This is a genomic window from Pirellulimonas nuda, from assembly GCF_007750855.1.
Lineage (GTDB): Bacteria > Planctomycetota > Planctomycetia > Pirellulales > Lacipirellulaceae > Pirellulimonas > Pirellulimonas nuda.
Genome location: NZ_CP036291.1, coordinates 2593590 through 2618429 on the forward strand (window position 1 = coordinate 2593590; position 24840 = coordinate 2618429).

The 24840-nt window shown below is 62.6% G+C and carries 23 protein-coding genes; 10 read left to right on the forward strand and 13 right to left on the reverse strand.

Annotation, left to right across the window (positions count from 1 at the left end; all coding sequences use genetic code 11):
* Positions 1-239: 239 nt before the first annotated feature.
* The 7 genes from Pla175_RS10490 to Pla175_RS10520 all read left to right on the forward strand — a co-directional run bounded on the left by Pla175_RS10490 (position 240) and on the right by Pla175_RS10520 (position 9114).
* The gene (locus Pla175_RS10490) at positions 240-1607 is read left to right on the forward strand and encodes a hypothetical protein (protein ID WP_145283955.1); all 1368 of its coding nucleotides are present in this window, start codon (positions 240-242) and stop codon (positions 1605-1607) included.
* A 78-nt stretch (positions 1608-1685) separates the two neighbouring features.
* Entirely contained in the window at positions 1686-3059 is a 1374-nt protein-coding gene (locus Pla175_RS10495) for a coiled-coil domain-containing protein (RefSeq protein WP_145283957.1), read from the forward strand.
* A gap of 94 nt (positions 3060-3153) precedes the next feature.
* A complete protein-coding gene (locus Pla175_RS10500; RefSeq protein WP_145283959.1) occupies positions 3154-4116 on the forward strand; it encodes a hypothetical protein in 963 nt (320 codons plus the stop codon).
* Positions 4113-5405, forward strand: coding sequence for an NPCBM/NEW2 domain-containing protein (locus Pla175_RS10505; RefSeq protein WP_145283961.1), 1293 nt, complete (start codon positions 4113-4115; stop codon positions 5403-5405). The genes Pla175_RS10500 and Pla175_RS10505 overlap by 4 nt, the downstream gene beginning before the upstream one ends.
* On the forward strand, positions 5402-7057 hold the full coding sequence (locus Pla175_RS10510; RefSeq protein WP_145283963.1) for a trypsin-like peptidase domain-containing protein: 1656 nt from the start codon (positions 5402-5404) through the stop codon (positions 7055-7057). The genes Pla175_RS10505 and Pla175_RS10510 overlap by 4 nt, the downstream gene beginning before the upstream one ends.
* Before the next feature lie 117 nt (positions 7058-7174).
* Positions 7175-8077 carry a S1C family serine protease gene (locus tag Pla175_RS10515; RefSeq protein WP_197527408.1) on the forward strand — a complete coding sequence of 301 codons (903 nt, stop codon included), beginning with the start codon at positions 7175-7177 and terminating at the stop codon, positions 8075-8077.
* On the forward strand, positions 8074-9114 hold the full coding sequence (locus tag Pla175_RS10520) for a S1C family serine protease (RefSeq protein WP_145283970.1): 1041 nt from the start codon (positions 8074-8076) through the stop codon (positions 9112-9114). Before Pla175_RS10515 ends, Pla175_RS10520 begins: the two co-directional genes overlap by 4 nt.
* A 25-nt stretch (positions 9115-9139) precedes the next feature.
* On the opposite strand, the gene Pla175_RS10525 is transcribed toward Pla175_RS10520, so the two are convergent.
* From Pla175_RS10525 to phnD, 6 genes are all read right to left on the reverse strand, one after another.
* Positions 9140-9838, reverse strand: a complete 699-nt coding sequence (locus tag Pla175_RS10525) for a PEP-CTERM sorting domain-containing protein (protein WP_145283973.1) — start codon at positions 9836-9838, stop codon at positions 9140-9142.
* Between the two features lie 552 nt (positions 9839-10390).
* On the reverse strand, positions 10391-11005 hold the full coding sequence (locus Pla175_RS10530) for an amino acid kinase family protein (protein WP_145283976.1): 615 nt from the start codon (positions 11003-11005) through the stop codon (positions 10391-10393).
* Positions 11002-12042 carry a hydantoinase/oxoprolinase family protein gene (locus Pla175_RS10535; RefSeq protein ID WP_145283979.1) on the reverse strand — a complete coding sequence of 347 codons (1041 nt, stop codon included), beginning with the start codon at positions 12040-12042 and terminating at the stop codon, positions 11002-11004. The genes Pla175_RS10530 and Pla175_RS10535 overlap by 4 nt, the downstream gene beginning before the upstream one ends.
* Entirely contained in the window at positions 12039-13070 is a 1032-nt protein-coding gene (locus Pla175_RS10540) for an ATP-grasp domain-containing protein (protein ID WP_145283982.1), read from the reverse strand. Before Pla175_RS10540 ends, Pla175_RS10535 begins: the two co-directional genes overlap by 4 nt.
* 18 nt (positions 13071-13088) lie before the next feature.
* Positions 13089-13427: a metal-sulfur cluster assembly factor gene (locus Pla175_RS10545; RefSeq protein WP_145283984.1), complete on the reverse strand. Its 339-nt coding sequence runs from the start codon at positions 13425-13427 to the stop codon at positions 13089-13091.
* A gap of 115 nt (positions 13428-13542) precedes the next feature.
* Entirely contained in the window at positions 13543-14616 is a 1074-nt protein-coding gene (gene phnD, locus Pla175_RS25945; protein WP_197527409.1) for a phosphate/phosphite/phosphonate ABC transporter substrate-binding protein, read from the reverse strand.
* 733 nt (positions 14617-15349) lie between these two features.
* Between phnD and Pla175_RS10555 the strand changes: the two genes are divergently transcribed.
* Both Pla175_RS10555 and Pla175_RS10560 read left to right on the forward strand, forming a co-directional pair.
* On the forward strand, positions 15350-15583 hold the full coding sequence (locus tag Pla175_RS10555; protein ID WP_145283991.1) for a transposase: 234 nt from the start codon (positions 15350-15352) through the stop codon (positions 15581-15583).
* 107 nt (positions 15584-15690) lie between these two features.
* Positions 15691-16431 (forward strand): hypothetical protein, encoded by a 741-nt coding sequence (locus tag Pla175_RS10560; protein ID WP_145283994.1) that lies wholly within the window; start codon positions 15691-15693, stop codon positions 16429-16431.
* On the opposite strand, the gene Pla175_RS10565 is transcribed toward Pla175_RS10560, so the two are convergent.
* The 6 genes from Pla175_RS10565 to Pla175_RS10590 form a co-directional block, all read right to left on the reverse strand.
* The gene (locus Pla175_RS10565; RefSeq protein ID WP_145283997.1) at positions 16428-16751 is read right to left on the reverse strand and encodes a Rieske (2Fe-2S) protein; all 324 of its coding nucleotides are present in this window, start codon (positions 16749-16751) and stop codon (positions 16428-16430) included. The genes Pla175_RS10560 and Pla175_RS10565 overlap by 4 nt on opposite strands.
* An 83-nt stretch (positions 16752-16834) precedes the next feature.
* Positions 16835-18142 carry a Fe-S cluster assembly protein SufD gene (gene sufD, locus Pla175_RS10570; protein ID WP_145284001.1) on the reverse strand — a complete coding sequence of 436 codons (1308 nt, stop codon included), beginning with the start codon at positions 18140-18142 and terminating at the stop codon, positions 16835-16837.
* 180 nt (positions 18143-18322) lie between these two features.
* On the reverse strand, positions 18323-19735 hold the full coding sequence (sufB, locus tag Pla175_RS10575; protein WP_145284004.1) for a Fe-S cluster assembly protein SufB: 1413 nt from the start codon (positions 19733-19735) through the stop codon (positions 18323-18325).
* A 57-nt stretch (positions 19736-19792) separates the two neighbouring features.
* Positions 19793-20632 carry a Fe-S cluster assembly ATPase SufC gene (gene sufC, locus Pla175_RS10580; protein WP_145284007.1) on the reverse strand — a complete coding sequence of 280 codons (840 nt, stop codon included), beginning with the start codon at positions 20630-20632 and terminating at the stop codon, positions 19793-19795.
* 27 nt (positions 20633-20659) lie between these two features.
* Positions 20660-21307: an NADH-quinone oxidoreductase subunit B gene (locus Pla175_RS10585; RefSeq protein ID WP_145284010.1), complete on the reverse strand. Its 648-nt coding sequence runs from the start codon at positions 21305-21307 to the stop codon at positions 20660-20662.
* Positions 21308-21314: 7 nt separating this feature from the next.
* Entirely contained in the window at positions 21315-21944 is a 630-nt protein-coding gene (locus Pla175_RS10590) for a helix-turn-helix transcriptional regulator (RefSeq protein ID WP_145284013.1), read from the reverse strand.
* A 227-nt stretch (positions 21945-22171) separates the two neighbouring features.
* Between Pla175_RS10590 and Pla175_RS10595 the strand changes: the two genes are divergently transcribed.
* Positions 22172-23806, forward strand: coding sequence for an alanine/glycine:cation symporter family protein (locus Pla175_RS10595; RefSeq protein WP_145284016.1), 1635 nt, complete (start codon positions 22172-22174; stop codon positions 23804-23806).
* Here the strand turns inward: Pla175_RS10595 and dusB are convergent.
* The gene (dusB, locus tag Pla175_RS10600; RefSeq protein WP_145284019.1) at positions 23790-24839 is read right to left on the reverse strand and encodes a tRNA dihydrouridine synthase DusB; all 1050 of its coding nucleotides are present in this window, start codon (positions 24837-24839) and stop codon (positions 23790-23792) included. The two genes, Pla175_RS10595 and dusB, sit on opposite strands and share 17 nt — an antisense overlap.
* Between the last annotated feature and the right edge of the window lies 1 nt (position 24840).

Genomic DNA, 24840 nt, shown 5'->3' on the forward strand with positions numbered 1-24840 from the left:
CGGCAATCACTTCGCTATTCATGCATCGGTTGGCGCTTGCGGATCGACCCTGGCCACGACGGGTGCAGCTGGTGGCGGAGGGCTTCACGAGGTCAGAAGACGGCGTGCTTTTCTTGAGAACCGCCAAGGGCGCCCCATTGGAGATCTCACTTCGTGCCGAATACGGAGAAGAGAACGATCGTCCCAGCGAGGTCTTGCTCGACTGGCGGGGCTCAGCGAAGTCGCGCGGACGAGCGGTAATGATCGAGCATCCCGGAATAGTCCCCGGCCAGACGCATTTCGTTCACCGCATCGAAGCGGCCGTTGAGGACTTCCAGCTCTGGGCCCGCGGCAGCGATGCGCGACTGGGCCCGCTTCGGGTGCTCGCGGTTTCTCGCCCAGTGCTGACGAGCCTCGACGCCGAGATCGTCTACCCAAGCTACCTGCAACGCCCGACAGAATCGATCGTCGCAGACGCTGTGCAGCAGGTTCCGGCAGGCTCTCGGGTGACGCTGCTAGGAGTGTGCAGCAAAGCACTCACGAGAGTGAGCATCGAACCGGCGATCGGAACCGTCGCTGTCGATGACCAAAGGCTCCGGGTTGTGCTTCCAACAACTGACGAGCCCTGCCGCATCGCGATGACGCTGATCGACCAGGAAGGCGTCGCGAGCGATCCCCCCTTTGGCTTCTCGCTCTCTCCGATTCCAGACACGCGGCCATCGATTACGCTCGAAACGCTGGACGTTGCCGGAGTGGTGACGCCGCGTGCCGTACTTGCACTAGCGATCGACGCAGCAGACGATCACGGCCTGACGCGCGTCACGCTCGCCGCGGACGTCAACGGGGGCCGCAAAGTCCAACGCCCGGTGTCCCGCGCCAACCGTAAGACCTCGTTCCGCGGCGCCCCACGACTGGAGCTGAGCCGCAATCGGATGACCGGCCGTGGCGACCTAGGAGAGCTGAAGCCCGGAGATCGGATCCGTTTGTCGGCGACGGCGTTCGATGCGTGCGACTTAGATTCGCTGCCCCACAGCACAACAAGCCGTGTCTTAGAGCTGGAAGTCGTATCCGAACAGCAACTGCTCGCACGCATAGCGGAACGGGAAGCGAACCTACGTCGAGTCTTTGAGCAGACCTACGCTGCGGCTCGGAGAGAACGGCTCCGCATCTCAGAGCTAGCAAGTGAGCCCTGGGGCGACGACGCCGAGGCAGCCTCGGTCAGCAGCGGACGCGTCGCCGAGGCGTGGCGTCGCCTCGCCGACGAAACGCAAGGCGCAGCAGCGAGCGCGGACGCCATCGTGCGGGAGGTGAGCGCCAATCAGGTGGAGGACGCCGCCCTAGTGCGACGGATTCGGGACGATGTCGCGGGGCCGCTTACTCGAATAGGCAAGGAGCTTATGCCGACCCTTGTAGCGAAGATCACCTCCCGAGCCGCGCCGGCCCAGTGCGATTCGGACGCAGGAGTCGTGCTAGAAGAGATGAAGAGGGTGATCGACCAGATGCAGACCATCGACGAGTACAATGCACTGGTTCTTTCGCTCCGCGGGCTAATCGATGGCCAGCGGAGTTTGGAGAAACGGACAGAGAAGGCAGGGAAATCGAGTGCGCGAAGCCTGTTGTTGGATTAGCAGCGAGTCGGCCGTACGAAGGCCTGCGCGAAAGAGCTCCAAACCGGGCTGGTGGCGGCTTCTACGAAAGGCTGAAAGATGATTCGCACGATTTGCGTTCTCCTCGCTTGCTCTATCGGCCTGATCGTGGCCGCGCAGGACAACAGGTCGCTCACGGTGGATCAAGCAGACCTTGCCGCGAGGTTCGCAGAATTGGAGTCGGTCGCGATTCGGCTGGCTCAACAGTTGGAAGCGGATGATCCGGCCCGCGCCCAGCTACTGCGAGCCACGATCGAGCAGAGCCGCGGGGAAGGCGTAACCGTGCGGATGCAGTCGCTTGCCGACCTGCTTCGTCGCGGGCGCTTCTCGGACGCCGCGATTGGTCAGGCAAAGATCGCCGACGCATTGGCCCAACTGCTCGACGAACTGATGGCGGACCCACAAGAAGCGATTGCAGCGCTTCAGGCAGAAGAGCTCCGCCAGGCTCTCGAGCAGATCGATCGCCTGTCGGCTCGGCAGCAGGCTCTGCGGGGGGCCAGCGCGGATGAGCAAAGCGAGGCGCCTCAGAAGGCCATGGCGGAGGAGGCCGAAAGACTGGCGAGTGAACTCGGGTCGAAGGATGGCCCCACGCAAGGCAAGCCGGCACCAGCGGGAAGCGCGGGCCCGATGTCCAAGGCCGCAGACGCGGTCAAACGGGCGGCGGAATCGATGCGCCGCGCCGCTGAGCAGATGAAGCAAGAGGATCCAAGCGGGGTTCCGAAGGAACAAATCGCCGCCGAACGGTCCCTTGAAGAGGCCCGAGAAGAGCTCGACACGCGTTTGCGTCAGCTCCGTAAAGAGGAACGCTACCGAATGCTTAAGCAGATGAGCGAGCGCTTCGAAACGATGCGGGCAGAGCAGCAGTCGGTCCTTGCGGCCACGATAGAGGGGGCCGTGCTTCCGGCTGATTCGCGGAGCCTTCAAGCCGCTGGTCGGGCGCTCGCGAAGCGAGAACAGGCTCTAGCTAACGCAGCCGAGGCGGCTATGAGGGTCTTGCGAGAGGCCGACGCAGCCACGGCCTTTCTAGAGGCGACAATTCAGGTCGCCGCCGACATGCGAGCAGCAGAACTTAGACTCGAATCTGCGGAACTGGGCCAACGGACGCAAACCATCGAGTCGGCCATTCTGCTTGCCCTAGAAGACGCCAAGGAGTGTCTCGAAGAAGCGGCAGAACAGGCGCGTGAATCGTCGGACGGAGCCGAGGGACCAAGCCCATCGGCGGGGGGAGAGCCCCCGCTGTTGGCAAAAATCGCGGAGCTCCGCATGATTCGAACTTTGCAGAAGCGGGTGCTTTCGCGAACCGAGGCGGTGCAGGCCTCAATTGATTCCGATCCGCGTCGCACCCCTTCTGCTGCCGAAGAGTTGCAAGACCTCGCCGGCAGGCAGCGGAGGTTGGTCGCAGCGCTCGAAGACTTGATGAAAGATGGTACCTAGACAAAGGGTCACAATTCTGCCCCCTTCGCGTTGTGCAAAGCACGCAAGCAGCGGATAATGTATTCGCTGGTCCAAAACGGCAAGGAATCGCTTCATGTTGCTTCGCGTTGTAAGTGCTATCCCATGGTTGCTGCTGGCTGCCGGGAACGTCGAAGCCGCGGCGCCAACGCTTGAATCGTGGCTGCTGGAACAACGGCTCACGTTTGCGCCGTCGGATGAGCTTGGCGAGGACGAGAGGCTGGCGGAGTTCGTCCGCCTTGCTCGGTCGAGGAGCGAGCCGATCGAGTTGTTGCTGAAGGATGTAGAAGCGGCCCCCGAAACGCCCCCGGCTTGGCTCCGGGAAGGCCCGCTGCCGGCGAAGCTTGTCGCCTCGGTTCAACTTGAGATCGCGCGGGCGATGGTCGCCGGTCGACGGTACGAGGCGGCGCTTGCATGGCTGGACGGCCTGCAAGAGCAAGACCCGCCCTGCCCTGCGACGCTCCACTACTGCGAAGCAGTGAGTCGCTTCCTGCTAATGGACCTAGATGGAGCGAAAGTGGCCTGTGAGCAACTCCGGGCGATGGGCGAGCTTTCCGCCCCGAGGCAGAGATACGTTGCTGACGTCATCCTGCGACAGTGTGAGTCTCTCAAGCCGGGAGGGGCCAGCTTCATAGCGATGCAGATGCGAGACGTGGAGCGTCGACTTAGTCTGGGACGCTGTGAAGAAGAAGATGTCAGCGAGCAGCGTCGTGTCGTCGATGCGCTCGACAGGCTTATCAAGGAGATGGAGAAGCAACGCGGCGAGAAGTCGTCTTCCGCAGCCAGCGGATCCGCGTCGGGACAGGCGCCAGCAGCCCAACCCATGGAGGAAAGCCGGCCTGGCGACTTGAAGGGGGACGGCCAAGTCCCAATGCGGATCGTCGACGGGGAAACGGATTGGGGATCGATGCCCCCTGCCGAACGCAGCAGGGTTCTGCAGCAGATTCAGCAAGACTTCCCGCCGCACTATCGTGCGGTGGTGGAAGAGTATTTCAAGAACCTGTCTGGGAGCGACGCACCGAGGGAGGAACCCCAATGAAGAACGTCCGGCTTCTTGCTTGGCTTCCGATCCTGCTCTGTCTGGCCTGGACCACGACAGAGTCGCCCGCGGCTCCTGAGAGTGACGAGCTCGCTCCGGTGCGAGCCACGTTGCTCGACGGAACCACTCTCTCCGGTCGTACTATCCGCATCGACGCGGAGGGGCTGCGAATGACGTGGGACGGTGACGTGAGGCAGATCGGTGGGGCTGAACTCGAGCAAATCGAGTTCCCAGACGCCGTATCGGCGTCCGATCAGCCCGCTGGGTGGCTAGAGTTGCGGGATGGATCGCTGGCGCCAGTGTCGGATTGGGCGTGGGACGCTACGGGATGCTCCGTCGTACTAGCATCGCCGCTGCAGGTTGGGTCGGAGCCGCAAGGCGTCGAGCCAGGATCGGTTCGTGCGTTCCGCTACCGAGAGTTGAACGACCAGCAGAGCCAACAATGGCGAGACCTCGCCGACCGACGCGATGCGCTCGACTCGATCATCATCGAGCGAGGATCGGGCGACCTCGATCGAGTCGAGATTGTCGCGGTCTCGGCCAGCCCCGAGTCTGTACGAGTCTTGCTCGACGGAGAACCCATCGACGTGCCGCGTAGAAAGCTCGTCGGCCTGTTTCTCTCCGGGTCGACGGAGTCCGAAGTTGCCGAGGAGACCGCAGTCGCCACCGGGCAGCATCACTTGCGACTGTCGCTAAGCTCCGTGCGGTACGGCGCGAAGTCGGGCTTCTCGGTCGTGACCCGATGTGGAGAAGCGTTCGCGTTGAAATCTGGAGGGGTTGCGCGTCTCGACTTCAGGGCGGGAAACGTGGCCTACCTGAGCGACCTGACGCCGTTGCGCGTGGACGTGAAGACGTATTTCGCCATAGATTCAGAGGCAAGCGAGTTGGCCGCGCGGCTGGCTGAGCCCCGTTGGGACCGGGCGTATGATGGGGGACCGCTGCGGTTGCTTGTGGACGCGAGTGACGGCTTTGGCAAAGAGCAGACTTTCGCCAAAGGCGTAGCGGCGCGGAGCCGAACGACCCTCGTGTTCGCCCGCCCAGAGGGGTTCAATCACTTTGCTGGACTGGTAGGGCTCGATCCGAGTGCGCCGGCCATCGCCTCTGCACTGGTAAGCGTCTCCGGCGACGACGAGGTGTTGATTGAGCAGGCGCTGCGTAGTGGCGAACCAGCGGTCCCGCTGCGCATCGATACTCAGGGCTTCCGTCAGATCACGATTGTGATCGATTTCGGCGAGAATCTCGACATTGGCGACCGAGTTGTGCTTGCCGACGCGAGGTTTGTCCGATGATGCGGACCCTCCTGCCGGCCATCCTTATTGCTACGGCGAACCTCGCAGCGCGCAGTGTCGGCGCGGTCCCAGCCGAGGTTCAGGAGATCGAGCGACTTCGAGTAGCGACCATCGAGGAGGTCACCCCGTGTGTCGTGGCGGTAATGGAGCCCGGCGGCGACGGGGGAGGGTCTGGCGTGCTTGTTTCGCCGACGGGTTTGGCGCTCACCAACTTTCACGTCGTAGCCCCGTGCGGCGCGACGATGATCTGCGGGCTGCCAGACGGCAGAACGTACGACGCAGAGTTGGTGGGCCTTGACCCAACGGGCGATATCGCGGTGATCCAACTGGCTGGCCGCGACAACTTTCCCGCGGCCAGGATCGGCGACAGCGATCAGGTTCGGATTGGCGACGAAGCGATCGTGTTGGGCAATCCCTTCCTGTTGGCGACCGATTTTCGCCCGAGCGTCTCGTGCGGGATCGTTTCCGGTGTGGGGCGATACCAATACCCAGCGGACACGATCCTCGAGTACGCCGATTGCCTGCAGACCGACGCAGCCATCAATCCTGGAAACTCTGGTGGTCCGTTATTCGACTCCAGCGGGGAGTTGATAGGCATCAATGGACGGGCTTCTTTCGGAGAGCGGGGACGGGTGAATGTGGGCGTCGGGTATGCTGTTTCCATCAATCAAGCGATGCGGTTTCTGCCGCAGATGCGGGTGGGACGGATCGTTGATCACGCTTCGCTGGAAGCCACAGCCGTAACCTTGGCTGGCGCCGCAGTCATCGACCAGGTGGAACCCAGGTCGGCAGCGGCACGCGCCGGTCTGCGGAGCGGCGATCGTGTGGTGGCGATCGATGGGCGGCCGATCCATTCGGCAAACTCGCTCAAGAACGCGATCGGCGTCTACCCAGCCGGCTGGGTCGTGGCAATCGACATCAAGCGGGGTGGCGAATCGCACTCCATGCGTGTTCGTTTGGCCTCTCGGCACGCGGAGGGAGAACTGATCGGGGCTGTAACCCGCCAAGCTAGACCGACGCCTGCCGGCGGACAGAAAACGCCGTCGCTCAATCTGGCATTAGGGCTAGCAAATAGTTCGATCAATGAACGGGAGTTGCAGCGTTTGCTCGGCCGGCGATCTTCGCCTCGCGAAGCAGGATCGCCGTGGGAGATCGGTGGCGAAGACAGTCAGGGGAAGCCGGTGGTTCTGTTGTTGGGAGCCGGGCATTCGAGTCTCGAAGTTGATCGGGGTAAGTTTTTCGTCGAGCCGGCCCGACCCATGGACGTGCAAGACGCTCCGCCGGGTAGCGGCGGTCTGTTGGTGGGTTTTGATCTGCTTCGTCGCTTGCTGCTGCGTGAGCCGCTTGATCGATCAGTCGCCTGGGGTCAGACGCCTTGGCCGATCCCCGAGGAGCTTTGCGACGCCGTGCACGTCGAGCACGGTGGGGCTGTCGCGCAGTTCTACTTTGATCGCCAATCGTCCAGTTTGCTTGGGTTCGAGGTCTGGCTGGGGCCGACTCGTCCCCCGTGCGTCGTCCGTCTCGATCGCGACGCTTCTGAGCCTGCGCTTCGAGCCCATATCGAGAACGCTGATGGCAGCGTTTCTACATGGCGAATCGATAAGCAGTCTCCTCTTGGTTGGTTAGAAGCGAACCCAGATCGGAAGGAGTAGCTAATGAGCCCATCACGCGGTATCGCTGTATGGCTTCTTCCACTATGCGTTTTCTGTTTCACCCTACATTCGAGGGCCGAGGCAGTCGCAGACGCCAACGCATACGGCCAGCCGCGCGTGGTGAAGCTGTACGGCGGAGGTGGTCTTGGCGGGCTCGCGCACTATCAGACGGGAGTTGTGGTGTCGGCCGATGGCCTCATCGCAACGATCGATACGCTTGTTCTGGAGCAAGGCGAAGCGGTCGCGGTCATGAACGATGGGAGTCGTCGATCCGCCAAGGTTGTCGGCAGTGACCCGATCACGGGCATCGCGTTGCTTCGGGCGATGCCGCCGCTCTCGCTCGCCCCATTTGTAAAGTTTCGAAGCGAGAGTAGCCCCGAGATAGGCCAGAGCGCTCTAGTCTTTGCGAACGTGTTCGGCATAGCTGCTGGGGACGAACCCGTATCGTTGATTACGGGCGTTGTGGGAGGTCTTATCCCCCCTGCCGACAGCGTCGCGGGCGCTGGTAGTCCATTCTTGCTGGACAGCGTTACAGGGGTCCCGGGCCTGCCCGGTGGGCTCGTCTTGGCTGCGGATGGAACGCCCATTGGGTTGATGTCTCGTGAAGTCACGAACGAAGCGACCGGCCTCATCGTCAATCCGGTGATCTCCGCCGATGTTGTCGCGGATCGGATCGAAGTACTCCTGACCGGAGCCGTCGTTGAACGATCACCACAGCCTGCGGCAGGTGTGACTGTTTCGACCTTCGCTGAGTTTGGGTTTGCAATGATACCCGACCTGTCGCCCCGCACCCCACCGTATGTGGACTACGTACGATCCGAGTCGCTGGCGCGGCAGGCCGGATTGGCAGCGGGCGATCTGATTGTCTCGGTGGGCGACGATGTTGTTTCCTCGCAGAGAGACTTGCTTGCACTTATCTCTCCGGACCGCCGCCGAGTCGACTCCGATCTACAACTCACGATCAAGCGTGGCCATCGCTTGGTTGTAATTGTGATCGACGCCCAGGAAGAAGCTCCATGACCTACCGAGCGCTCTCGTCGTTTTTCTATGGGGCCGTCTTGATCGTCACGGCGCGTGAGTGTGCCGCTCGCGACGCCGATCTGTACACCGCTGCGACAGCCGCAGCGGTTCGCCAGGTCGAACCGCGTGTCGTTCAACTTCGCCTAGTGGGCGGGGTCTCCTCTATTGAGGGAGTCCCTTTGGGGCGGGCGATTTCTGGGCTGCTCCTATCCAGCGACGGGTGGGTCGTGACGACTAGTTTTGGATTCGAAGATCCACCCACGGCGGTGATCGCGGTCTTGACCGGCGGCGAACAGCTTGCGCTGGAACTCGTTGCGGTTGACTACGTCCTAAAGATCGCCCTGCTGCGCCCTACAGAAGCGGACCGTCCTGGCGACGACTGGCTCAAGCCGGAGGCTAGCCCGCTGCGGGTCGGCCAAACGGTGCTCGCGGTGGGAAGAAGCTACAACGCTCACGCGCCGAATGTGTCGCGTGGGGTCGTCAGCGCATTGGGCCGATTGAGCGCCAGGGCGGTCCAGGTGGACGCGTCGGTCTCTTCCGCGAACTACGGCGGGCCACTAGTTGACCTGAACGGGCACATTCTAGGACTGCTAACGCCGCTGCCCGCTGCCGGCTCAGATCGGATGAGCGCCGAATGGTACGATTCGGGTATCGGTTTTGCCGTGCCCATCGACCGAGTTCTCAAGAGTGTCGAGATCCTGCGCGCGGGGCATGACCGGCTTCCGGGCGCCTTGCCGTTCTCTATCGATTCAAAAAATCCGCTAGCGTCAAGCGTCACCGTCGCTAAGGTCGACGATGCTGCGGCGCCCAGCCTCCGTGTGGGCGACCGACTCGCTTCCATCGAATCGACACCCGTGCTAAATCCCACCCACGCGCTTAGCCTGATGGCGGGATTCTGCAACGGTGAGCAGGCCTGTCTCAAACTCGAGCGAGCCGGCGAGATATTTGAGACGCAGGTTGTCGCGATTCAAAAGAAGCCCGTAGAGAGCGACAAAAAAACGCCGCGGGCAAAGATTGCCCGCGGCGTTGACGATTAGTTCAGTGGCCCAGCCGAAGTCGGCCTTAGGCGACCAGACGCTTGCGTAGCCCAAAGCCAACAACCCCGGCGAGCGACAGCAGTCCACCGACGAGCGAAGTGGGCTCGGGCACCATTTGCCCGGTGATCGTCATGGATCCAGAGGCGATCAAGGAAGTCACACCCCCTGCACCCTGCATCACCATGACGTCCGACGCGGTGTAGGTCACGAGTACGTTGGGACCGTACTGCATGCTAATCGGCAGCGACTGAGAAAGGACCACGCCTTCGGCGGCGAATTGGAAGGTGCTTCCGAATCCGGGGAACGAGATCAGGGCGTAGGTGATGTCGTCGATCCCGATGCGGAGGGAGTTGCCGCTGGCGTCGAAGAAGTCGAATCCAAAGGCGCTCGGGTTCCCGGCGCCGCCGACGTTCTCATGGAAGCCGATCGGCAGGGCCGAGCCGAGGTTGGTGACCTTGAGGTCGGCCCACAGCGCGTCCGGAGGATTCATCTTCATCACCTCCGTGCTGCCGTCGACCACGATCTCCAGCGTGCTGAACGTCCGCGCTTCGGCCGGCACCAGATTGCCGCCGTTCGGACGGTTGAAATCGGTGAGCTCGCCCGTGGCGCCGTCGAAAGCAACTTGGAAGTTGCTGATGAACGTGCTGATCATTCCGGCGTTCGCGCTTGCGGAAACCATTGCGATCGTCACGAAGCACGCCAGGAATCGAAGTTGTCGTTGCATCAGTTTTTCCCCCAGGGGTAGTGTTGTGTGGGCGCCGACGGCGTCGGAGACTGGCGACCGAAGAACAAGATGGATGACTCGGTAAGGACGGTTGACTCGGACCGCTCGGCTCGAAACAGGGTCTGGCGGCTGGAGCGACTCAATGCAGCCAAACGAAAAAAGCGGCAATCAAAAGCCGTCCGACGCGCTCCGGATGATCCGGAGCGGAGGGAAGACTTCTGATTGCCGCTTTGAATTAGTTCTAGTCCGGGAAGCTGTTTAGGAAGCCGTTGGAATACTCGGCGCCACTCGCCGACTCTGAAGCCAAACCTATCTACAAAAAGAAAGCGACGGACGACCTGCTCTACCGACCCCTCCATTTGAGAGGGATCACGAGCCGATCAACCGTCGCTTTCTAGGATTAGTTCTACTCGTTGCTCTGAACCGCCCCACCGGGGGCGTGCTGAAACTTCACACATCCGCAGTATAGCCGACATCGACAGCTAGTCAACGAAGGAACCCCTAAAAAACGAAAAATCTCCCGAAACGGTTTTGTTGCCGTAAGTCGTTTTCTCATAGCGGTTTGCGACGCCCTGTTTCACGTATTCTTTGCACTTCGACGTGAGAAATCTCGGCGGCAAACAGCGAGAAGCTAGCATCTACGAGTCCGACTGAGGCAAGTTCGCCCCAGTCGGCGCCCCGCCACGCGCTCGGCGGGCAGGCTTCCTTCAGAAGAACGAGCTCCGCCGCTAGTAAGACGGCCATTCGAGCGGCGATCGAGTCGCTGGTCGTACTCCACGTGGCCTCAAGCTTAGTGCCGGGCGCTAGTGGCTCTTTGACACGCAGAACTTGGCGCACGTCCATCAGCGTAGCGCCAGGTAGTCTTCGACGGGCGTCAAGGCTCTCGAAAGAGCTTTCGATTTCGAGCCCCGGAATCAGGTCCGCCACGATCTGTGCGTTGATGGCCATTAGATCGATCGCGAGCCAGTGAGCCGTTGCCTCTGAAATCTCGTGCCGACGCGACAGCTCTCGGAGGCGATCCACCAACTCGCCGCCTCCAACTAGCAACAGAAAGTGGCTGGACGGGCTAGCTAGCAAGGCCGCGTCGAGCCAACGCTTCATAGCAGCCGAGCAATCGGGGCGGCGTAGCAGGCTCCCGCCGATTTTCACGATGACCGTCTTGGTCATGCGCCGTCCCCGATCGGGGACGCCAGGGCAGCGACGGCTACAGCGGCGGCGCACCGACAGGCCGGCTCCCCTAGTACGCCGGCGATCGACGCAACCGCCGCGCTAGGCAGCACGTTCTGCACGGCCTGTTTCGCCAACCGCCAACCGGCGCCGCTCACGATCACTTGGCGAATCGGCGCCAACGAATTGCTTGCGACTTGAGCAATCCCGTCCTCGATGGCGCGGCACTGCCACCGTACGACCTCGCCCGCTAGCAACTCCGCCTGCGAATCGGAAAGGTCGCCAGCGTCCAAGCAGAGGGATCGCGCTAGCCTGGCCTTGGCGTGTCCCCAGTCGGCAGGACGTCCGTCCGCTGTCTCGTAGCACGTCCCCTCTGGGAGTGATCGGAGAATGACGTGCGCATCCGCGGCGTGGGCAAACCATTCGGCCGCTACGCGTCGAAGCTTACCCCCAGACGCAAGCTTCGAGGCGATGGCCGCCACCGGCGTTCGCAGGAGGCCGGTGTAGACCAGCTCGCCGCTCGCCAAACGTTGGGCATCGGTGGTGCCCAGCGGGGCCGCCCTTGAGTTTCTAAGCCAAATAATGTCGGTAGTCGTCGATCCCAAGTCGATCATTAGGCCGTCCGACGGCCGCCATTGGCCGGCCGCCCAGTTGGCCAGAGCAAGCCAGTTGGCGGCCGCGATCGGGATCGGATTGCTCCGGGCCGCTGTGCCGTCGACAAACGATCCGCCCTGGTCGGTCGAATAGACGACGAGGCGGGACCGACCGCAGGCTGCGCGGACAGCGTCAATCACCGCGCGAACCCCCTCTGATTTGCTTGCGAAACAGTCCGCAAGCTCTGCGGTCGTCGTCAGGGCAACGCTGTGGTGCTTGGGAGCGCGGGCCAGCAATCGTCCGATATGCATCGCCAGCTCTCCTGGAGACTTCCAAACGGCCAGCGGAAGCTGTTCGGTATAACCGGTTGGGCCGGCGATCTTCGTATTGGCGCCTCCCACGTCGAGGCCGATCCAACCATCGCTAATGGGCCAGGGAATCACGCCGAGCGTCCGTCGTCGAGAAAACTGACCATCCCCGCGGAGTCGAACTCGATCGAGCGGCGGCTAAACGTTGGACGCCGTGGCCGACCCAGGGCGGTTTCGACCATCGCGGCGGCTAAGCCGTCCTGGCACAAGTAGCGTAAGCCGACGAACGAGGTCGTAAGTCGGGGGTTTACTTCGATCACGCGGTCGCCGAGTCCGGAGGGGTCCGGGCCGAGGACAAGGTCTACTCCGATGAACCCTACGCCCGGTGGCAGGGCCTCGACGGCGCGGCGGGCCAAGCCAGACGCCCTTTCTGCAAGCGGCCCCGGGAGCGGGCACGCGCCCCCCAAGTATTGCAGACGACCGTCGGATGACAGGACCTGACGGCAAGGGGGGAGAGTGATCATCTCCCCGTTTCCGACAAGAATCCCGACGCTTGCCGGCAACCCCGGCACGATCGGCTCGATACGACGCGGGAATGCATAGGCCGGCGGGCGATCGAGCGACGAGGCAACCACGTAGCAATCTTGCGAACCGGCCCCATCGAGTGGTTTGACGACCGCCGGGTAAGGGAATCCCCCTGGAAGTGACGCGTCAGAATCCAGCACTCGGCCCAGCGGGGCCGGGACACCGGCGGCAATCAGTCGCTCGGCGGTCTCGTGTTTGTCCGAGACAACCGCAACCAAAGCGCTGCCAGGCGACGCCAATCGAGCGCCGTATTTCTCGGCTGCCTGCACCGCCACGAACAAAGCCTGATCGGTTTCAGGCGCGATCAAGATGGTTGCGTCTGCCGATTGCGCGGCTTGCGCGAACTGGATGTCGTGTTCTGATCGTGAGTCGATCCATCCGACCTCGCCTCCGCCCGCGGCTAGTTGTGGAACGCGGAGGTCTCCCATCAGGGTGACCCGGTAGCCGGGGGTTTGCAGGAGGTCGGCCGCAACGGCCTGGACCATCGCCAAGCCCTCTCGCAGGAGAGACTCCGGGAGCCTCCCGGCGACCCCTGCCAGGCCGCCGCCCGTTACCCACTCGTACAAGAAGACCCGCATGAGCGCACTGCTGCTGGGCTAGAAAATGCCGAGCTGGTCGCGGGCGTCTTCGGTCATCCGATCGGGGGTCCAGGGGGGGGTCATTACGAGCTTCACGTCTACATTCTGCACCCCCTCCATATTGCCGACAGCTTCCTTCGACTGAGCCAGCAACTGAGGACCAGCCGGGCACGCCGGGCTGGTCATGGTCATTTCGACCTCGACCGCCGCGCCGTCGGCCGAAGCACCGTCTTCGGCCGCGTCACTTTCAGTGATGTTGACCGTGTAGATCAGCCCTAGATCGACGATGTTGACGAACAGCTCGGGATCGATGACCTGCTTTAGGGCCTCGCGAACTTGATCTTCAGAGACAGGCATTTGGATTGCTCCTCAACGGCTTCGGGCGGTCACTGCGGCGGATTACTCGGCAACCTAGTCTACCCCCTCGAAGCAAGGTTGGCGTAGGGGCGAATGGTCCCGATCAAGGCCCCTGTCAATTGCCGTCGCCGCTAAGAACTTCCCGCACGGCTTCATCGATCCGTCGAATATTCGCCCAGTCGTTCTTGTAGTTGACCTCTACGAACCTCGCGGCGCCCGTCGGGCCGAGCTCGCGCTGCACCCCGGTGCCATCCCAGTTGAAGCCAGTCAGGGCGTTTCGGATCGAAGCCACTTCATCGGCCGGCAGGTCGTGAGCACAGCCAATCACCGCCGGCGGGAACCGCTCTGAATCGTAGATTGATCGCAGCGCGCCGGGCGGCACTTCGCCCGACTCGATCATCTCAGCCAGCAAATCGCTAGCCACCGGGGCGGCGTCGGCTCCGCCCTTCAAGAGCGCCCGGATTGAGTCTTTGTGCGAAAGCGAGAAGCTCCACTGATAGTCCTGCTCGGGGAGCAGCCCCTCCCGCTTGTAGAGGTAGACAAACGCCGCCTTGAATCCGGAGTTCGACGTAGGCCGGACGAAGACGACGCGTTTGCCCCGTAGGTCTGCGGTTTCCTTGATGGGGCTGTCTGCGGGGACCATGATCTGCATCTCGTAGCCGACGTCCCCTGATTGCTGGGCCAGCGTAGCAAGCGGCACGAAACCGGCCGAGTCGACCGCCAGCGGGGCGGCGCCGGTGCTCAAGCCTATGATGTGGACCTGGCCGATCCGCAACGCCTCTAGCTGTTCATTGACCTTGGTAAACGAGGCGAATTCCACCGGTTTGCCGACCGCTTTCGAAATCGCCTCTGTCAGCTCTTGCCAATTCTGACCGGACGGAGACTCCTCCTGTTCTTCTGCGATATAGGCGAACACAAGTTTATCGGGGTGCTGCAGGGAGTCGGGCTCCGGTGGGGTGTCCGCCACTAGGTCGCCATCAGAATCCGCCATGACTAACCCGCTGCCAGCGGGCTCTACCGCCTGCAGCAGCATCTTGGACAGGACGTTCCTTTCAAGCGCGGACCGGGCGTCGTCCTGGACAGACGACGTCCAAATGAAGGTGATCGCAGACGCGATGACCGCCAACGGCGCCGCGACGAGGAAGACTCGGCCCCAGGAGAGGCTTGGCCTTAGTTCTGGGTTCTGCACAGACGTGACTCCTCGGTATGCTGCTCTGGAGAAACGCGAGGCACGCCGATTGGGCGCAGCGGAGTGGCCACTGTATGACCGTTTCCGCACGGTTGGGGGTGCCCGACGCCTGCCATCATAGCAGATCGACATCGTCCGCAACCGTCTCGGTGTAGATTCCGCACGAGGTCTCAGTGACATTCTTGCTATCCCGCTTGGATACCGGCTCCAGACGTCCCGCAAATCAATAACGAGCCAGCGCGTGAGGGTTTGCATGATTCGAAGATCTTGGGGCAGCCAAGCCAAAGTAGCAGTTTCGCTTCGCGCCCTCTCGTGTCTTGTCGGCAATCCATCATTGCTTGGCGCTGCCGGATCCCTTGATGAGTGATGCTCCGCGGCGCTCGACGGCGAAGTCGTCCACAGACCGCTCGTCTTTCTCAAGGAGTGTGGGTTGTGAACGGCGGCTAACGCGTCAGCTATCCCTCGCGCGACCGTGGCCTCCCAGCCCAGGAAAACTGCGAAGTCGATTTCGAGAAACAGACTCAAGGCTCTGTTGTAGGAGCGCCTTGCCGGAGTGCTTCTCTGTTGGAAGGAGCCTGGGCGATGCATGCGGTGACTCTTCTGGAGACGTATTCTTGTCTTGACGACCCCCGCTGCCGGCGGGGCGTGCGTCACCCCAAGTGGGACTTTCTTCAAGTTAGCTCCCCCTCTTTCCTTGGTAGAATCCTGGGCTAATTCCAGGAAGGAGGAGACGATGAGCGAGAAGGCGAAGCGTCGTAGTTGGACGGCCTCAGAGAAGCTGCGGATAGTGGTGGCGGGTCTGGACGGTTCGGTGGAGACGAGCGAGCTGTGCCGCCGTGAGGGGATCAACCCGACGCAGTACTACCTCTGGAAGAAGCAGCTGATGGGCTCTGCGGCGAAGGTATTCGACACGGGGGCCGAGAAGCCGTCGGCGCAGCAGCAGCGGCGGCGTCGACGACCGCCTTGATATGCAACTGGTCACCTCCGGATTGCTGGATGGCGAGGGCCTGAGCTACCTGGGCCCCACGTCCACCGGGCTTGGATCGCTGCAGCACTCGTACCAAGCCTTCGGCTATGACGGCACCTCCTACAATCTACAATCAGAACATCACGTCGCCCGCGTCGGGGCGGTCTCAGCCGGCTAGCGTTCTGTATAACTTCAGCGACCACCTCCCGGTGATGGTGGACGATCAGCTTCCGGCAGTGCTGAACGTAGCGACCGCCACGGCGCCGACGATGTTGACGCAAGGCGAGGCGTTCTCGCTCGACGTTTTAATCCGCAACGCGGCGAACGTAGTCGCGGCCTTGGGGGCAGACGAGCTTGATTGGGCGTTGTCGACGTCGGGTAGCCTGACGGGGAGCGCCTCAGGGACTAGCCTCGCTCTGGCAGGGGCCAGCGTCGCGCAGGTCGTGTTCGACACCAGCACGATCGGGCTGACGATGGGGAGCCTGCTCATCACCTCGAGCAGCCAAGCAGCAGTCAACGCCTCGGTCTCGATCCCGTTTAGCTACCAGGTAGTGGCGGGCGGGCCGGTCGGCGACTTCAATCTCCACGGGTTCGTCGATGCTGCCGATTTCACCGTATGGCGCGACACGTTCGCCATCAAAGGCGTCAACCTCCCCGCAGATGCGGACGGCAATGGCATCGTAAACAGGGACGACTACAACTTGTGGCGCGCCAATTTTGGCGAGCCCGCAGCCATGGCCGGCGGATCTCCCGTGCCGGAGCCGCTGGGTGTAGTGGCCGCGACGATGTTCCTGGCCATGGCCGTTGGGAGCCGACTCAGATCGAGCAATGGGCCAACTTGGGCCTAGTCGCCGCAGAGCCGCACCAGGACTCTGCCCCCCTCAACCTTGATCTCATGCGCGATGGTTGGCTTGGTGGCGGGCATGGTGAGGGCCGCGCCGTTGCGCAGGTCGAACTCCGCCCCGTGCCTGGGACAGGCGATGGAAGGCTTGCTAGGGTCGATGGCGCCATCGCTGAGCGGTCCGCCGTCGTGAGTGCAAACGTCGTCAAGCGCGTACCAGTGGTCCGCTGCATGCACTACCACGACCAATCGATCGTCGACCTCCGCGAGCAGCGAACCGGGATCGGGGATCTCAGACTCAGCGGCGACGTCGATAAAGCCAGGCATGGATTGCCGGTTGGTATGGGATGCACGAATGAAGACGGGATCGCCCTACGTCCGGAGACCTAAATGCTCAGTTGCCCGTCGCTTCAAGAAATGTCCTGAACCCGCTGGCTGATCGCTTCGGCGAGCGCGTCGCGGACGCTCTCGATCGTGATCCGGTCAAACACCTGTTGGAAGAATCCGGCCACTATCATCCGGATTGCTTCCTTCCGCGTGAACCCGCGGCTCATCGCGTAAAAGAGCTGCTGCTCGTCGACCCGGCCACTGGTGCTTCCGTGAGTGCAGCGGACGTCGTCGGCCTCGATTTCGAGCCCCGGGATCGAATCGGCCCGTGCGTCCGCCGAGAGCATCAAGTTGTCGTTCCGCTGGTAGGCGTCGGTGCGTTGCGCAGGTTTATCAACCTTGATCATGCCTCGCCACACGGTCCGGGAGCGGTCCTGAAGCGCGTTCTTGTAGAGCAGGTCGCTGCGGCAGTAAGGCGCCTCGTGGTGCTGGTGGGTGTTGTAGCAGAGGTGCTGAGATGCCTGGGTAAACATGGCGCCGTTTACTTGCGCTTCGGCGTCCTGCCCCACCAGTGAGACGCTCTGATTAACCTGGGCGACGCGGGCGCCGAGCGCCCCCAGCGTCCATTGCAACCGCCCTTCCCTGCCGACAGCCGCCTTCTGATGGGCGAAGTGCCAGACCTTCTGTGACCAGTTCTGAAGATTCACAAACCGCAGCCGCGCGCCTCGGCCGACGATCAACTCGATGGCGCCGCAGTGAAAACCAGGCAGGTCGTCGCCGCTGGCGGTCTCCGTGAGCAGCGTCGCGTCGGCGCCCGCCTCGAGGATCACCAAGGTCCGCGACAAGTCGACCCCGCCGGCGCTGATGGCCGAGAGCACGTGCAACGGCTGGTCGATGCAGACGCCCTTCGGGACAAAGAGCACCGCGCCGCTGGCCCAAAAGGCAGAGCTTAGAGCGGAGAATTTGTCGGTCGTGGGCTCGACCAGTTGCCGTTCAAAGTAGGGCCGGAGCAGGTCGCCGTGCTGGGCCAGCATCTCGCCGATCGGTCCGAACCGCACTCCTTTCTCATACAAGCCTGGGTCTAGCGTGGACGAGACCGAGTGGCTGTTGTGCGATGCAACGGACCCAGCGAGCTGGAGGCCTTGGCTCAGCAGCCCCGGGGGCGTGTCGGACGGCGCGTCCCCCATCGGCGGAGCGAACCGATCGATCTTGAACAAGCGAACGTCCGTCCGCATCCACTGCTCGTCGTTGCGGGACGGCCAGCCTAGTGCTGAGTAAGTCCGCCAAGCCTCTCGCCGCGCATCGGCGACCCAGCCTGGTTCATTGCGTGAATCGACGAAGTCACGAAAAGATTCCGCGGTAAAGCTGCCGGCGGTTAGCGTATCGGTCATGTACGAAATCTGGTTGGCTGAGTATTTAAAAGAGCTTTGATCGGGACCCGCTTTCCGGCGCCTTGCGCCTGCGGCAGGCTTCTGCGCGAGATTTGTAGCCCAAACCCTGAGCGGCTCTCGTCGCCCCGGGGATTGCGCCGGGCGCTAGGCATGCCTACCGCCGGCGGAGTTGGGGGCCGGCTAACCTACGCTCCCTTCCATCTGCAGTTCGATCAGGCGGTTCATCTCTACGGCGTACTCCATCGGAAGCTCTTTGATGAGCGGTTCGATGAATCCTGAGACGATCATGCTGCTCGCCTCGGCCTCGGTCATGCCTCGGCTCATCAGGTAGAAGAGCTGCTCCTCGCCAATCCGCGATACGGACGCTTCGTGCTCAATCTGCACGTCTTGTTCATCGACCTCGATGTACGGGTACGTGTCGCTACGGCTATCGGGGTCGAGGATCAGAGCGTCGCACACCACGCTGCTCTTCGAGCCGTGGGCGCCGTCTTCCACCTTGCACAGCCCGCGGTAGCTGCTGCGTCCGCCGTTCTTGCTGATGCTCTTGCTGATTATCCGCCCCGAAGTGTTCGGGGCGCAGTGAACCAGCTTGGCGCCCGCGTCCTGGTGCTGGCCTTTGCTGGAGAAAGCGATCGAGAGGATCTCACCCCGCGCGCCCGGCTCCATCATATAGACGGCCGGGTACTTCATGGTGAGCTTGCTCCCCAGGTTGCCGTCGATCCACTCCATCAGAGAGTCGCCGTACGCCATGGCGCGTTTGGTGACCAGGTTATAGATGTTGTTAGCCCAGTTCTGGATTGTGGTGTAGCGGCAGCGTCCGTTCCGCTTTACCACGATCTCCACCACGGCCGAGTGCAGGCTTTCGGTTGTGTACATAGGGGCGGTGCAGCCCTCAACGTAGTGCACCTCAGCGCCCTCATCGACGATGATAAGAGTCCGCTCGAACTGTCCCATGCTCTCCGCGTTGATGCGGAAGTAGGCCTGCAGAGGGAAGTCGATCTTCACGCCGGGCGGTACGTAGATGAAGGATCCGCCGGACCACACCGCCGAATTGAGCGCCGCAAACTTGTTGTCGTTGGGCGGGATGATCTTGCCGAAGTACTGGCGAAGCAGCTCGGGGTGCTCGCGCAGCGCCGTGTCGGTGTCGGTAAAGATTACGCCTTTGTCGCCCAGGTCTTGTTGCAGCGAGCCGTAGACCACCTCGCTCTCAAACTGCGCCTTCACGCCTGCTAGGTACTTCTTTTCCGCCTCGGGGATGCCGAGCTTGTCGAAGGTGTCCTTGATCTCCTGGGGGACATCTTCCCACGTCTTCCCCTGGCCGGCGGTCGGTTTCAGGTAGTAGAAGATGTCGTTGAAGTCGATGTTGATGTCGCCCCCCCACTTGGGCATCGGCTTCGACTCAAAGATCTTGAGGGAGTCGAGGCGGAACTGCCGCATCCAGGCGGGCTCCTGCTTCATCTCGGAGATCTGCGCCACCACTTCGGCGTTTAGACCGCGCTGGGCCTTGAAGACGCCGGTCGTCTGGGTGATGAAGTCGTACTTGTTGATCTCGCTCTCAAGCGGATCCGTGGGCGCCAAGAGTTCCGTAGTCATTGTATGGCTCGCTTTAAGTCTGAAACGCCGGTCGGCGTTGATTGCACTGGCTTTGTCTTAGCCGACGGTTTCGAGTTGATCCGCTTCGGCCATCTCACGCTCAATCGCCGCGGCGTCGGGGTACGCGGCGCGGACGCGGTCGTAGCCAGACGTGTAGAGCTCCTGAGCCAGCTCCACGCCGCCGGTTTCCACGATCTTCCCGCCCAGCATCACGTGCGTGAAATCGGGGGTGTTGCGCTCCAGCAATTTGTCGTGATGCGTGATGATCAGGATCCCCATCTGGGCGCCCCCGAGTTGTTCCTTGCCGATCTGGGCGATCGACTCACTAGCGAGTCGCACCGCGTCGACGTCGAGTCCGCTGTCTGTTTCGTCAAGAATGGCGAACTTCGGCCGCAACATCGCCATTTGCAGGATCTCGGCCCGCTTCATCTCGCCGCCGGAGAACCCGTCGTTCACATACCGCCGGGCAAACTCGGGGTCCATGCGAAGTTGAGCCATCTTCTCTTTGAGCTCTTTGCGGAACTCACGCATCGGGATCAGCTCTTCGCCTTCTTTGCGTTCGGGACGGCGTACATTGGTCGTAGCGTGGCGAAGGAAGTCCGCCATCTTTACGCCCGGCACCGCCATCGGGCGTTGAAACGCCATGAACAGCCCGGCCCGCGCCCGTTCCGAGGCGTCCAGCTCTAGCATGTCGACGCCGCCGAGCGTGACGGAACCCTCGGTCACTTCGTAGCTGGGGTGACCCATGACGGCCGCGCCGAGGGTGCTCTTGCCAGAGCCATTGGGCCCCATCAGCGCGTGGGTTTCGCCGCGGTTAATGGACAGGTTCACGCCGTGGAGGATGGGCTTTCCCTCAACGGAGACGTGCAGGTTCTTGATCGCTAACGTTTCGGTCATTTCTTACTGACTTGCGGTTGGTTCGGTCTAGGAAGTTAGTTTTTGATGGTGGAAGAGCGGCTCGGGGCCGGCGGGCGGGTCGGCGTAGCCGCTGTGGTGGGGGGTTGGCAGTGCGTCTTCAAGCTCGGCCGCCTCGGCCCCCAACCGGTTGTCGGACGATCGTTTCACAATCCGCTGGCTGTTGATCTTGTCCTGCACCCGCATCAGGCCCTCGAGCAGCGCTTCGGGTCTTGGCGGGCAGCCGGGGACGTAAACGTCTACCGGAACCACTAGGTCGACTCCCTTCACCACGTGGTAGCCCCACTTGAAGTAGGGTCCGCCGCCGACAGTACAGGCGCCCATCGCGATGACGAACTTCGGGTCCGGCATCAGGTTGTAGAGCCGACGGACACGGCTCGCCATTTTGTAGGTCACGGTGCCGGCGACAATCATCAAATCGGCCTGCCGCGGCGTGGCGCGGAACGCCCCGGCCCCGAAACGGTCCATGTCGTACCGGCTGGCGCCGGCAGCCATCATTTCAATCGCACAACACGCCAACCCGAAAGTCATCGGCCAGATGCTCGACTGGCGCGCCCAGTTGATCGCTTGCTCTACGGTCGTCGTGATGACGTTTTCTTCGAAACGCCCTTCAATCCATGGGCGTGTCGAAAGCTCTGGAGATTGTTGTGGGTTCATGCGCAACTCACTCGTCGCCGTTCGGTTGGAACGAACAACAGGCCCCCCCGTCGAGGCGGCACTCAGACAACTCGACCCCCCGCCCCAGCAGCTCCGAGATCATCGCTTGTTCCATATGGCAGACCTCCCGGTCGTTCACGGCGAGACCCGGGTAGGGGCAGGCCAGCACGTTGAGCACCGGCAGACCGCTCGATTCATCTACGCTGATCGGTACATCGCGGTCGGCCATCAGGCCGGCCATCTCCTGCATCCGCACCGCCAGGTCTTCGCTGTTGACTTGGGAGGCGTACTTTTCGGCTAGCCGCTGACCCAACCTCTGCACGAGCCCGAGCCGCACCGCGGCGTCTGGGATCGCCCGGACCTCTTCCCACAGCGTCTCGGCCAAATCGCTGTAGTTTGTGCCGGCTTGGGCGAGTCCCTTTTCCGTCAGATGATACAAGTGCCCGGGTCGTCCCCGCCCGTGCTTGTTGACAGACCTCTCCACCAGCCCGTCGGCCATCAACCGCCGAAAGCGCTGACGAACGGCCGTGGCCGTAACGCCGAGCAGTTGCTCGACTCCGTCAATGTCCATCGGACCCTCGCGACGCAAATGGTCGAGGAGGCGGCGATCGACGCTTTCTGCAGTGACAGCACTCATCTCCCAAATCGTACCCGATCGAATGTTTTTGACAACCCTCCCTGTGTTTAATCCCGTCTAGCCGTAACGTGTTGACTGGCAACGGTTTGTCAACTAGAAGAAGAAGTGGCGGGGGTTCGAACTGGAAACAGGCGGGTCGGCCCGCCGTTCTAGCAGGCGAAGCCCAAACGCAATCGGCCCGCGGCAGACTCGGCCGTGCTGTCCCTGCACCATCCAACAGACCCGCTATGCTCTGGTTTACCGTCGCCCGCTCTTGGCGCTTGCCCGCACTGCTCTTGCTGGCGTCGCTCGCCGGACCGGTTGCCGGCCAGGACGCCCCTCCCCCACCGGTAGAAAACCCAGCGGCCCAAGACCCGTCGGGTGCGGTTGCCGAGGCAACGAACGACTGGATGGCGAAGGTCGATGCCTGGTTCGGCAAACGGATCGTTGAGCCGATCGGCGCCGTGCTGTTCTACAACCTTGGCAGTCGCTGGGAAACCAAAGCGCCTATCCCGGCCGTGGTCGTTTGGTTGGCCTTGGGGGCGGTATTTCTCACGCTGCGGATGGGCTTTATCAACATCCGGGCCTTCTGGCACGCGATCCGCGTCACCAAGGGGGACTACGACGACAAAGACGACGAAGGAGAGGTCTCGCACTTCCAGGCCTTGGCTTCGGCCCTTTCCGCGACGGTAGGACTTGGGAACATCGGCAGTGTCGCGGTTGCGGTCGGGATCGGTGGCCCGGGCGCCATTGTTTGGATGGTGCTCTGCGGCCTCTTCGGCATGACGAGCAAGTTTACCGAATGCACGCTCGGTCAGATGTACCGCCGCGTCCTGCCAGACGGCAGCGTCTCCGGCGGGCCGATGCGCTATCTAAGCGACGGGCTCAAGGACATGCGTCTCGGCCCTCTCGGTGTCGGGCTGGCCGGACTCTTCGCGGTGCTCTGCATTGGCGCCTCATTCGGCGGCGGGTGCGCGTTCCAGGTATCGCAGTCGCGTTTGGCGGTGAACGAGGCGATTATCCAGTATTTCAGCGTCGACCCCCAAGAGCTGAACTCCTATCGCTGGGTCTACGGGCTCGTGATGGCGTTTCTGGTAGCGGTCGTGATCCTTGGGGGCATCCGCAGAATCGCTGCTACTGCGGAGAAGATCGTCCCTCTGATGTGCGTCGTGTACGTGCTGACGTCAGCGGCCATCCTGGTGATGAACTACGACAAGATCGGCTGGGCGTTCTCTGAGATATTCCGACTCGCATTTGCAGAAAACAGCATCTACGGCGGCGTACTCGGCGCCGCCATGGTGGGCATCAAACGGGCGGCCTTCTCGAACGAAGCCGGCGTCGGCTCCGCCGCAATCGCACACTCGGCGGCAAAGACCAAGTACCCGGTCCGTGAAGGCATTGTGGCGCTCCTCGAGCCGTTCATCGACACCGTGCTGATCTGCACCATGACCGGTCTGGTGATCGTCGTCACCGGCGTCTACGCCGACCCGGCCAACCAGGCGATCATCGACGGTAACCAGGGCGCCCAGCTCACCAGCATGGCCTTTGGGTCCGCGGTTTCGTGGTTCCCCTACGTGCTCGCGGTGGCGGTGGTGCTGTTCGCGTACTCGACAATGATCTCCTGGTCCTACTACGGCGAGCGCTGCGCCACCTTCTTGTTCGGCACGGCGGCTTCCCTCCCGTACCGCATCTTGTTCCTCGGAGCGGTGTTCTTTGGCGCCGTGATCGACGCAAAGAACGTGCTCGACTTCAGCGACCTGATGATCCTGGCCATGGCAGTCCCGAACATCATCGGCCTCTACCTGATGAGCAACAAGGTGAAGCTGGCGCTGGACGACTACTGGGTCTCTTACAAGATGGGCGACTTCAAGAAGCGGGCGTGAGCGCCGGTGCGGCGGGCGCCCTGTCTCGCGGAAAGGTATCGGCGACTACTTGCTGAAACGCGGCCGCCGTTTCGATCCGCGCCACCTGCTTGCGGAACTCCCGCGCCCCAGGCCGCCCCTGGGCGTAGCAGCAGGCGTACTTCCGCATCAGCACCACGGCCTTTGGCTCGCCGAAACGCTCGATCACCAGGTCGAAGTGGTGCAGCATCAGCTCGCGCTCCTCCGCAAGCGTCGGGTCGGGCGGCACGGGGTCGCCGCGTAGCGCCGCGGCCGCTTGCGCGAACAGCCACGGCTTGTTGAGGCTCGCGCGGGCGATCATCACGCCATCGACCCCATAACGCTCGAAGGCCTGCACCACCTTCTCCGCAGAGTCGAGGTCGCCGTTGCCGATCAGCGGGATCCGCTTCAGGTGCGGCTTGATCTGGGCGATCAGGTCCCAGTCCGCCGAGCCGCGGAACATGTCGGCCGCGGTCCGGCCGTGGACGGTCAACGCTGCGGCGCCGGCGTCTTCAACTACCTGCGCCACTTCGATGATGTTGATCCGATCGCGCGAGCAGCCCAGCCGCGTCTTGGCCGTCACCGGGGTTGGGTGGCACGCCTCGACCACGCGTTCGATGATCGCCCCCATCCGGTCGGGGGTCCGCAGCAGGTAGCTGCCGGAGTGCGCCTTCTCGGTAACCTGCCGCACGGGGCAGCCGAAGTTGATGTCGACCACGCTCACCCGGTACTCGTGGGCCAGCCGGGCGCCCACCTTGGCCAGGGTCTCTGGGTCGTTGTCCCAGATCTGCACCGCCAGGGGCCGAGGTTCGTCCGCCACGCCCCACAGCCGGTCGGGATGGCAGGCTTCCTGCTCATCGAGCCAGACGAAGCCCTTGGCGTTGACCATCTCGGTGGCCAGCAGCCCGGCGCCGCCGAAGCCGCGGACGATCTGCCGGAACGCAGAGTTGGTGAACCCCGCCATCGGGGCTTGCAGGATCGGCGGATCGACCTTGAGGTCGCCGATCCAGAGAGGTTTTACAGCAGTCGCAGTCATC

Bases quoted from the DNA above. Each gene is read 5' to 3' on its own strand.
- Pla175_RS10555 (WP_145283991.1), top strand. From the start codon at position 15,350: ATGAGCGAGAAGGCGAAGCGTCGTAGTTGGACGGCCTCAGAGAAGCTG.
- sufD (WP_145284001.1), bottom strand. From the start codon at position 18,142: ATGACCGATACGCTAACCGCCGGCAGCTTTACCGCGGAATCTTTTCGT.
- Pla175_RS10520 (WP_145283970.1), top strand. From the start codon at position 8,074: ATGACCTACCGAGCGCTCTCGTCGTTTTTCTATGGGGCCGTCTTGATC.
- Pla175_RS10530 (WP_145283976.1), bottom strand. From the start codon at position 11,005: ATGACCAAGACGGTCATCGTGAAAATCGGCGGGAGCCTGCTACGCCGC.
- Pla175_RS10565 (WP_145283997.1), bottom strand. From the start codon at position 16,751: ATGCCTGGCTTTATCGACGTCGCCGCTGAGTCTGAGATCCCCGATCCC.
- Pla175_RS10505 (WP_145283961.1), top strand. From the start codon at position 4,113: ATGAAGAACGTCCGGCTTCTTGCTTGGCTTCCGATCCTGCTCTGTCTG.
- Pla175_RS10590 (WP_145284013.1), bottom strand. From the start codon at position 21,944: ATGAGTGCTGTCACTGCAGAAAGCGTCGATCGCCGCCTCCTCGACCAT.
- Pla175_RS10510 (WP_145283963.1), top strand. From the start codon at position 5,402: ATGATGCGGACCCTCCTGCCGGCCATCCTTATTGCTACGGCGAACCTC.
- dusB (WP_145284019.1), bottom strand. From the start codon at position 24,839: ATGACTGCGACTGCTGTAAAACCTCTCTGGATCGGCGACCTCAAGGTC.
- Pla175_RS10560 (WP_145283994.1), top strand. From the start codon at position 15,691: ATGACGGCACCTCCTACAATCTACAATCAGAACATCACGTCGCCCGCG.
- sufB (WP_145284004.1), bottom strand. From the start codon at position 19,735: ATGACTACGGAACTCTTGGCGCCCACGGATCCGCTTGAGAGCGAGATC.
- Pla175_RS10595 (WP_145284016.1), top strand. From the start codon at position 22,172: ATGCTCTGGTTTACCGTCGCCCGCTCTTGGCGCTTGCCCGCACTGCTC.
- Pla175_RS10540 (WP_145283982.1), bottom strand. From the start codon at position 13,070: ATGCGGGTCTTCTTGTACGAGTGGGTAACGGGCGGCGGCCTGGCAGGG.
- sufC (WP_145284007.1), bottom strand. From the start codon at position 20,632: ATGACCGAAACGTTAGCGATCAAGAACCTGCACGTCTCCGTTGAGGGA.
- Pla175_RS10585 (WP_145284010.1), bottom strand. From the start codon at position 21,307: ATGAACCCACAACAATCTCCAGAGCTTTCGACACGCCCATGGATTGAA.
- Pla175_RS10490 (WP_145283955.1), top strand. From the start codon at position 240: ATGATCGAGCATCCCGGAATAGTCCCCGGCCAGACGCATTTCGTTCAC.
- Pla175_RS10495 (WP_145283957.1), top strand. From the start codon at position 1,686: ATGATTCGCACGATTTGCGTTCTCCTCGCTTGCTCTATCGGCCTGATC.
- Pla175_RS10525 (WP_145283973.1), bottom strand. From the start codon at position 9,838: ATGCAACGACAACTTCGATTCCTGGCGTGCTTCGTGACGATCGCAATG.
- Pla175_RS10545 (WP_145283984.1), bottom strand. From the start codon at position 13,427: ATGCCTGTCTCTGAAGATCAAGTTCGCGAGGCCCTAAAGCAGGTCATC.
- Pla175_RS10500 (WP_145283959.1), top strand. From the start codon at position 3,154: ATGTTGCTTCGCGTTGTAAGTGCTATCCCATGGTTGCTGCTGGCTGCC.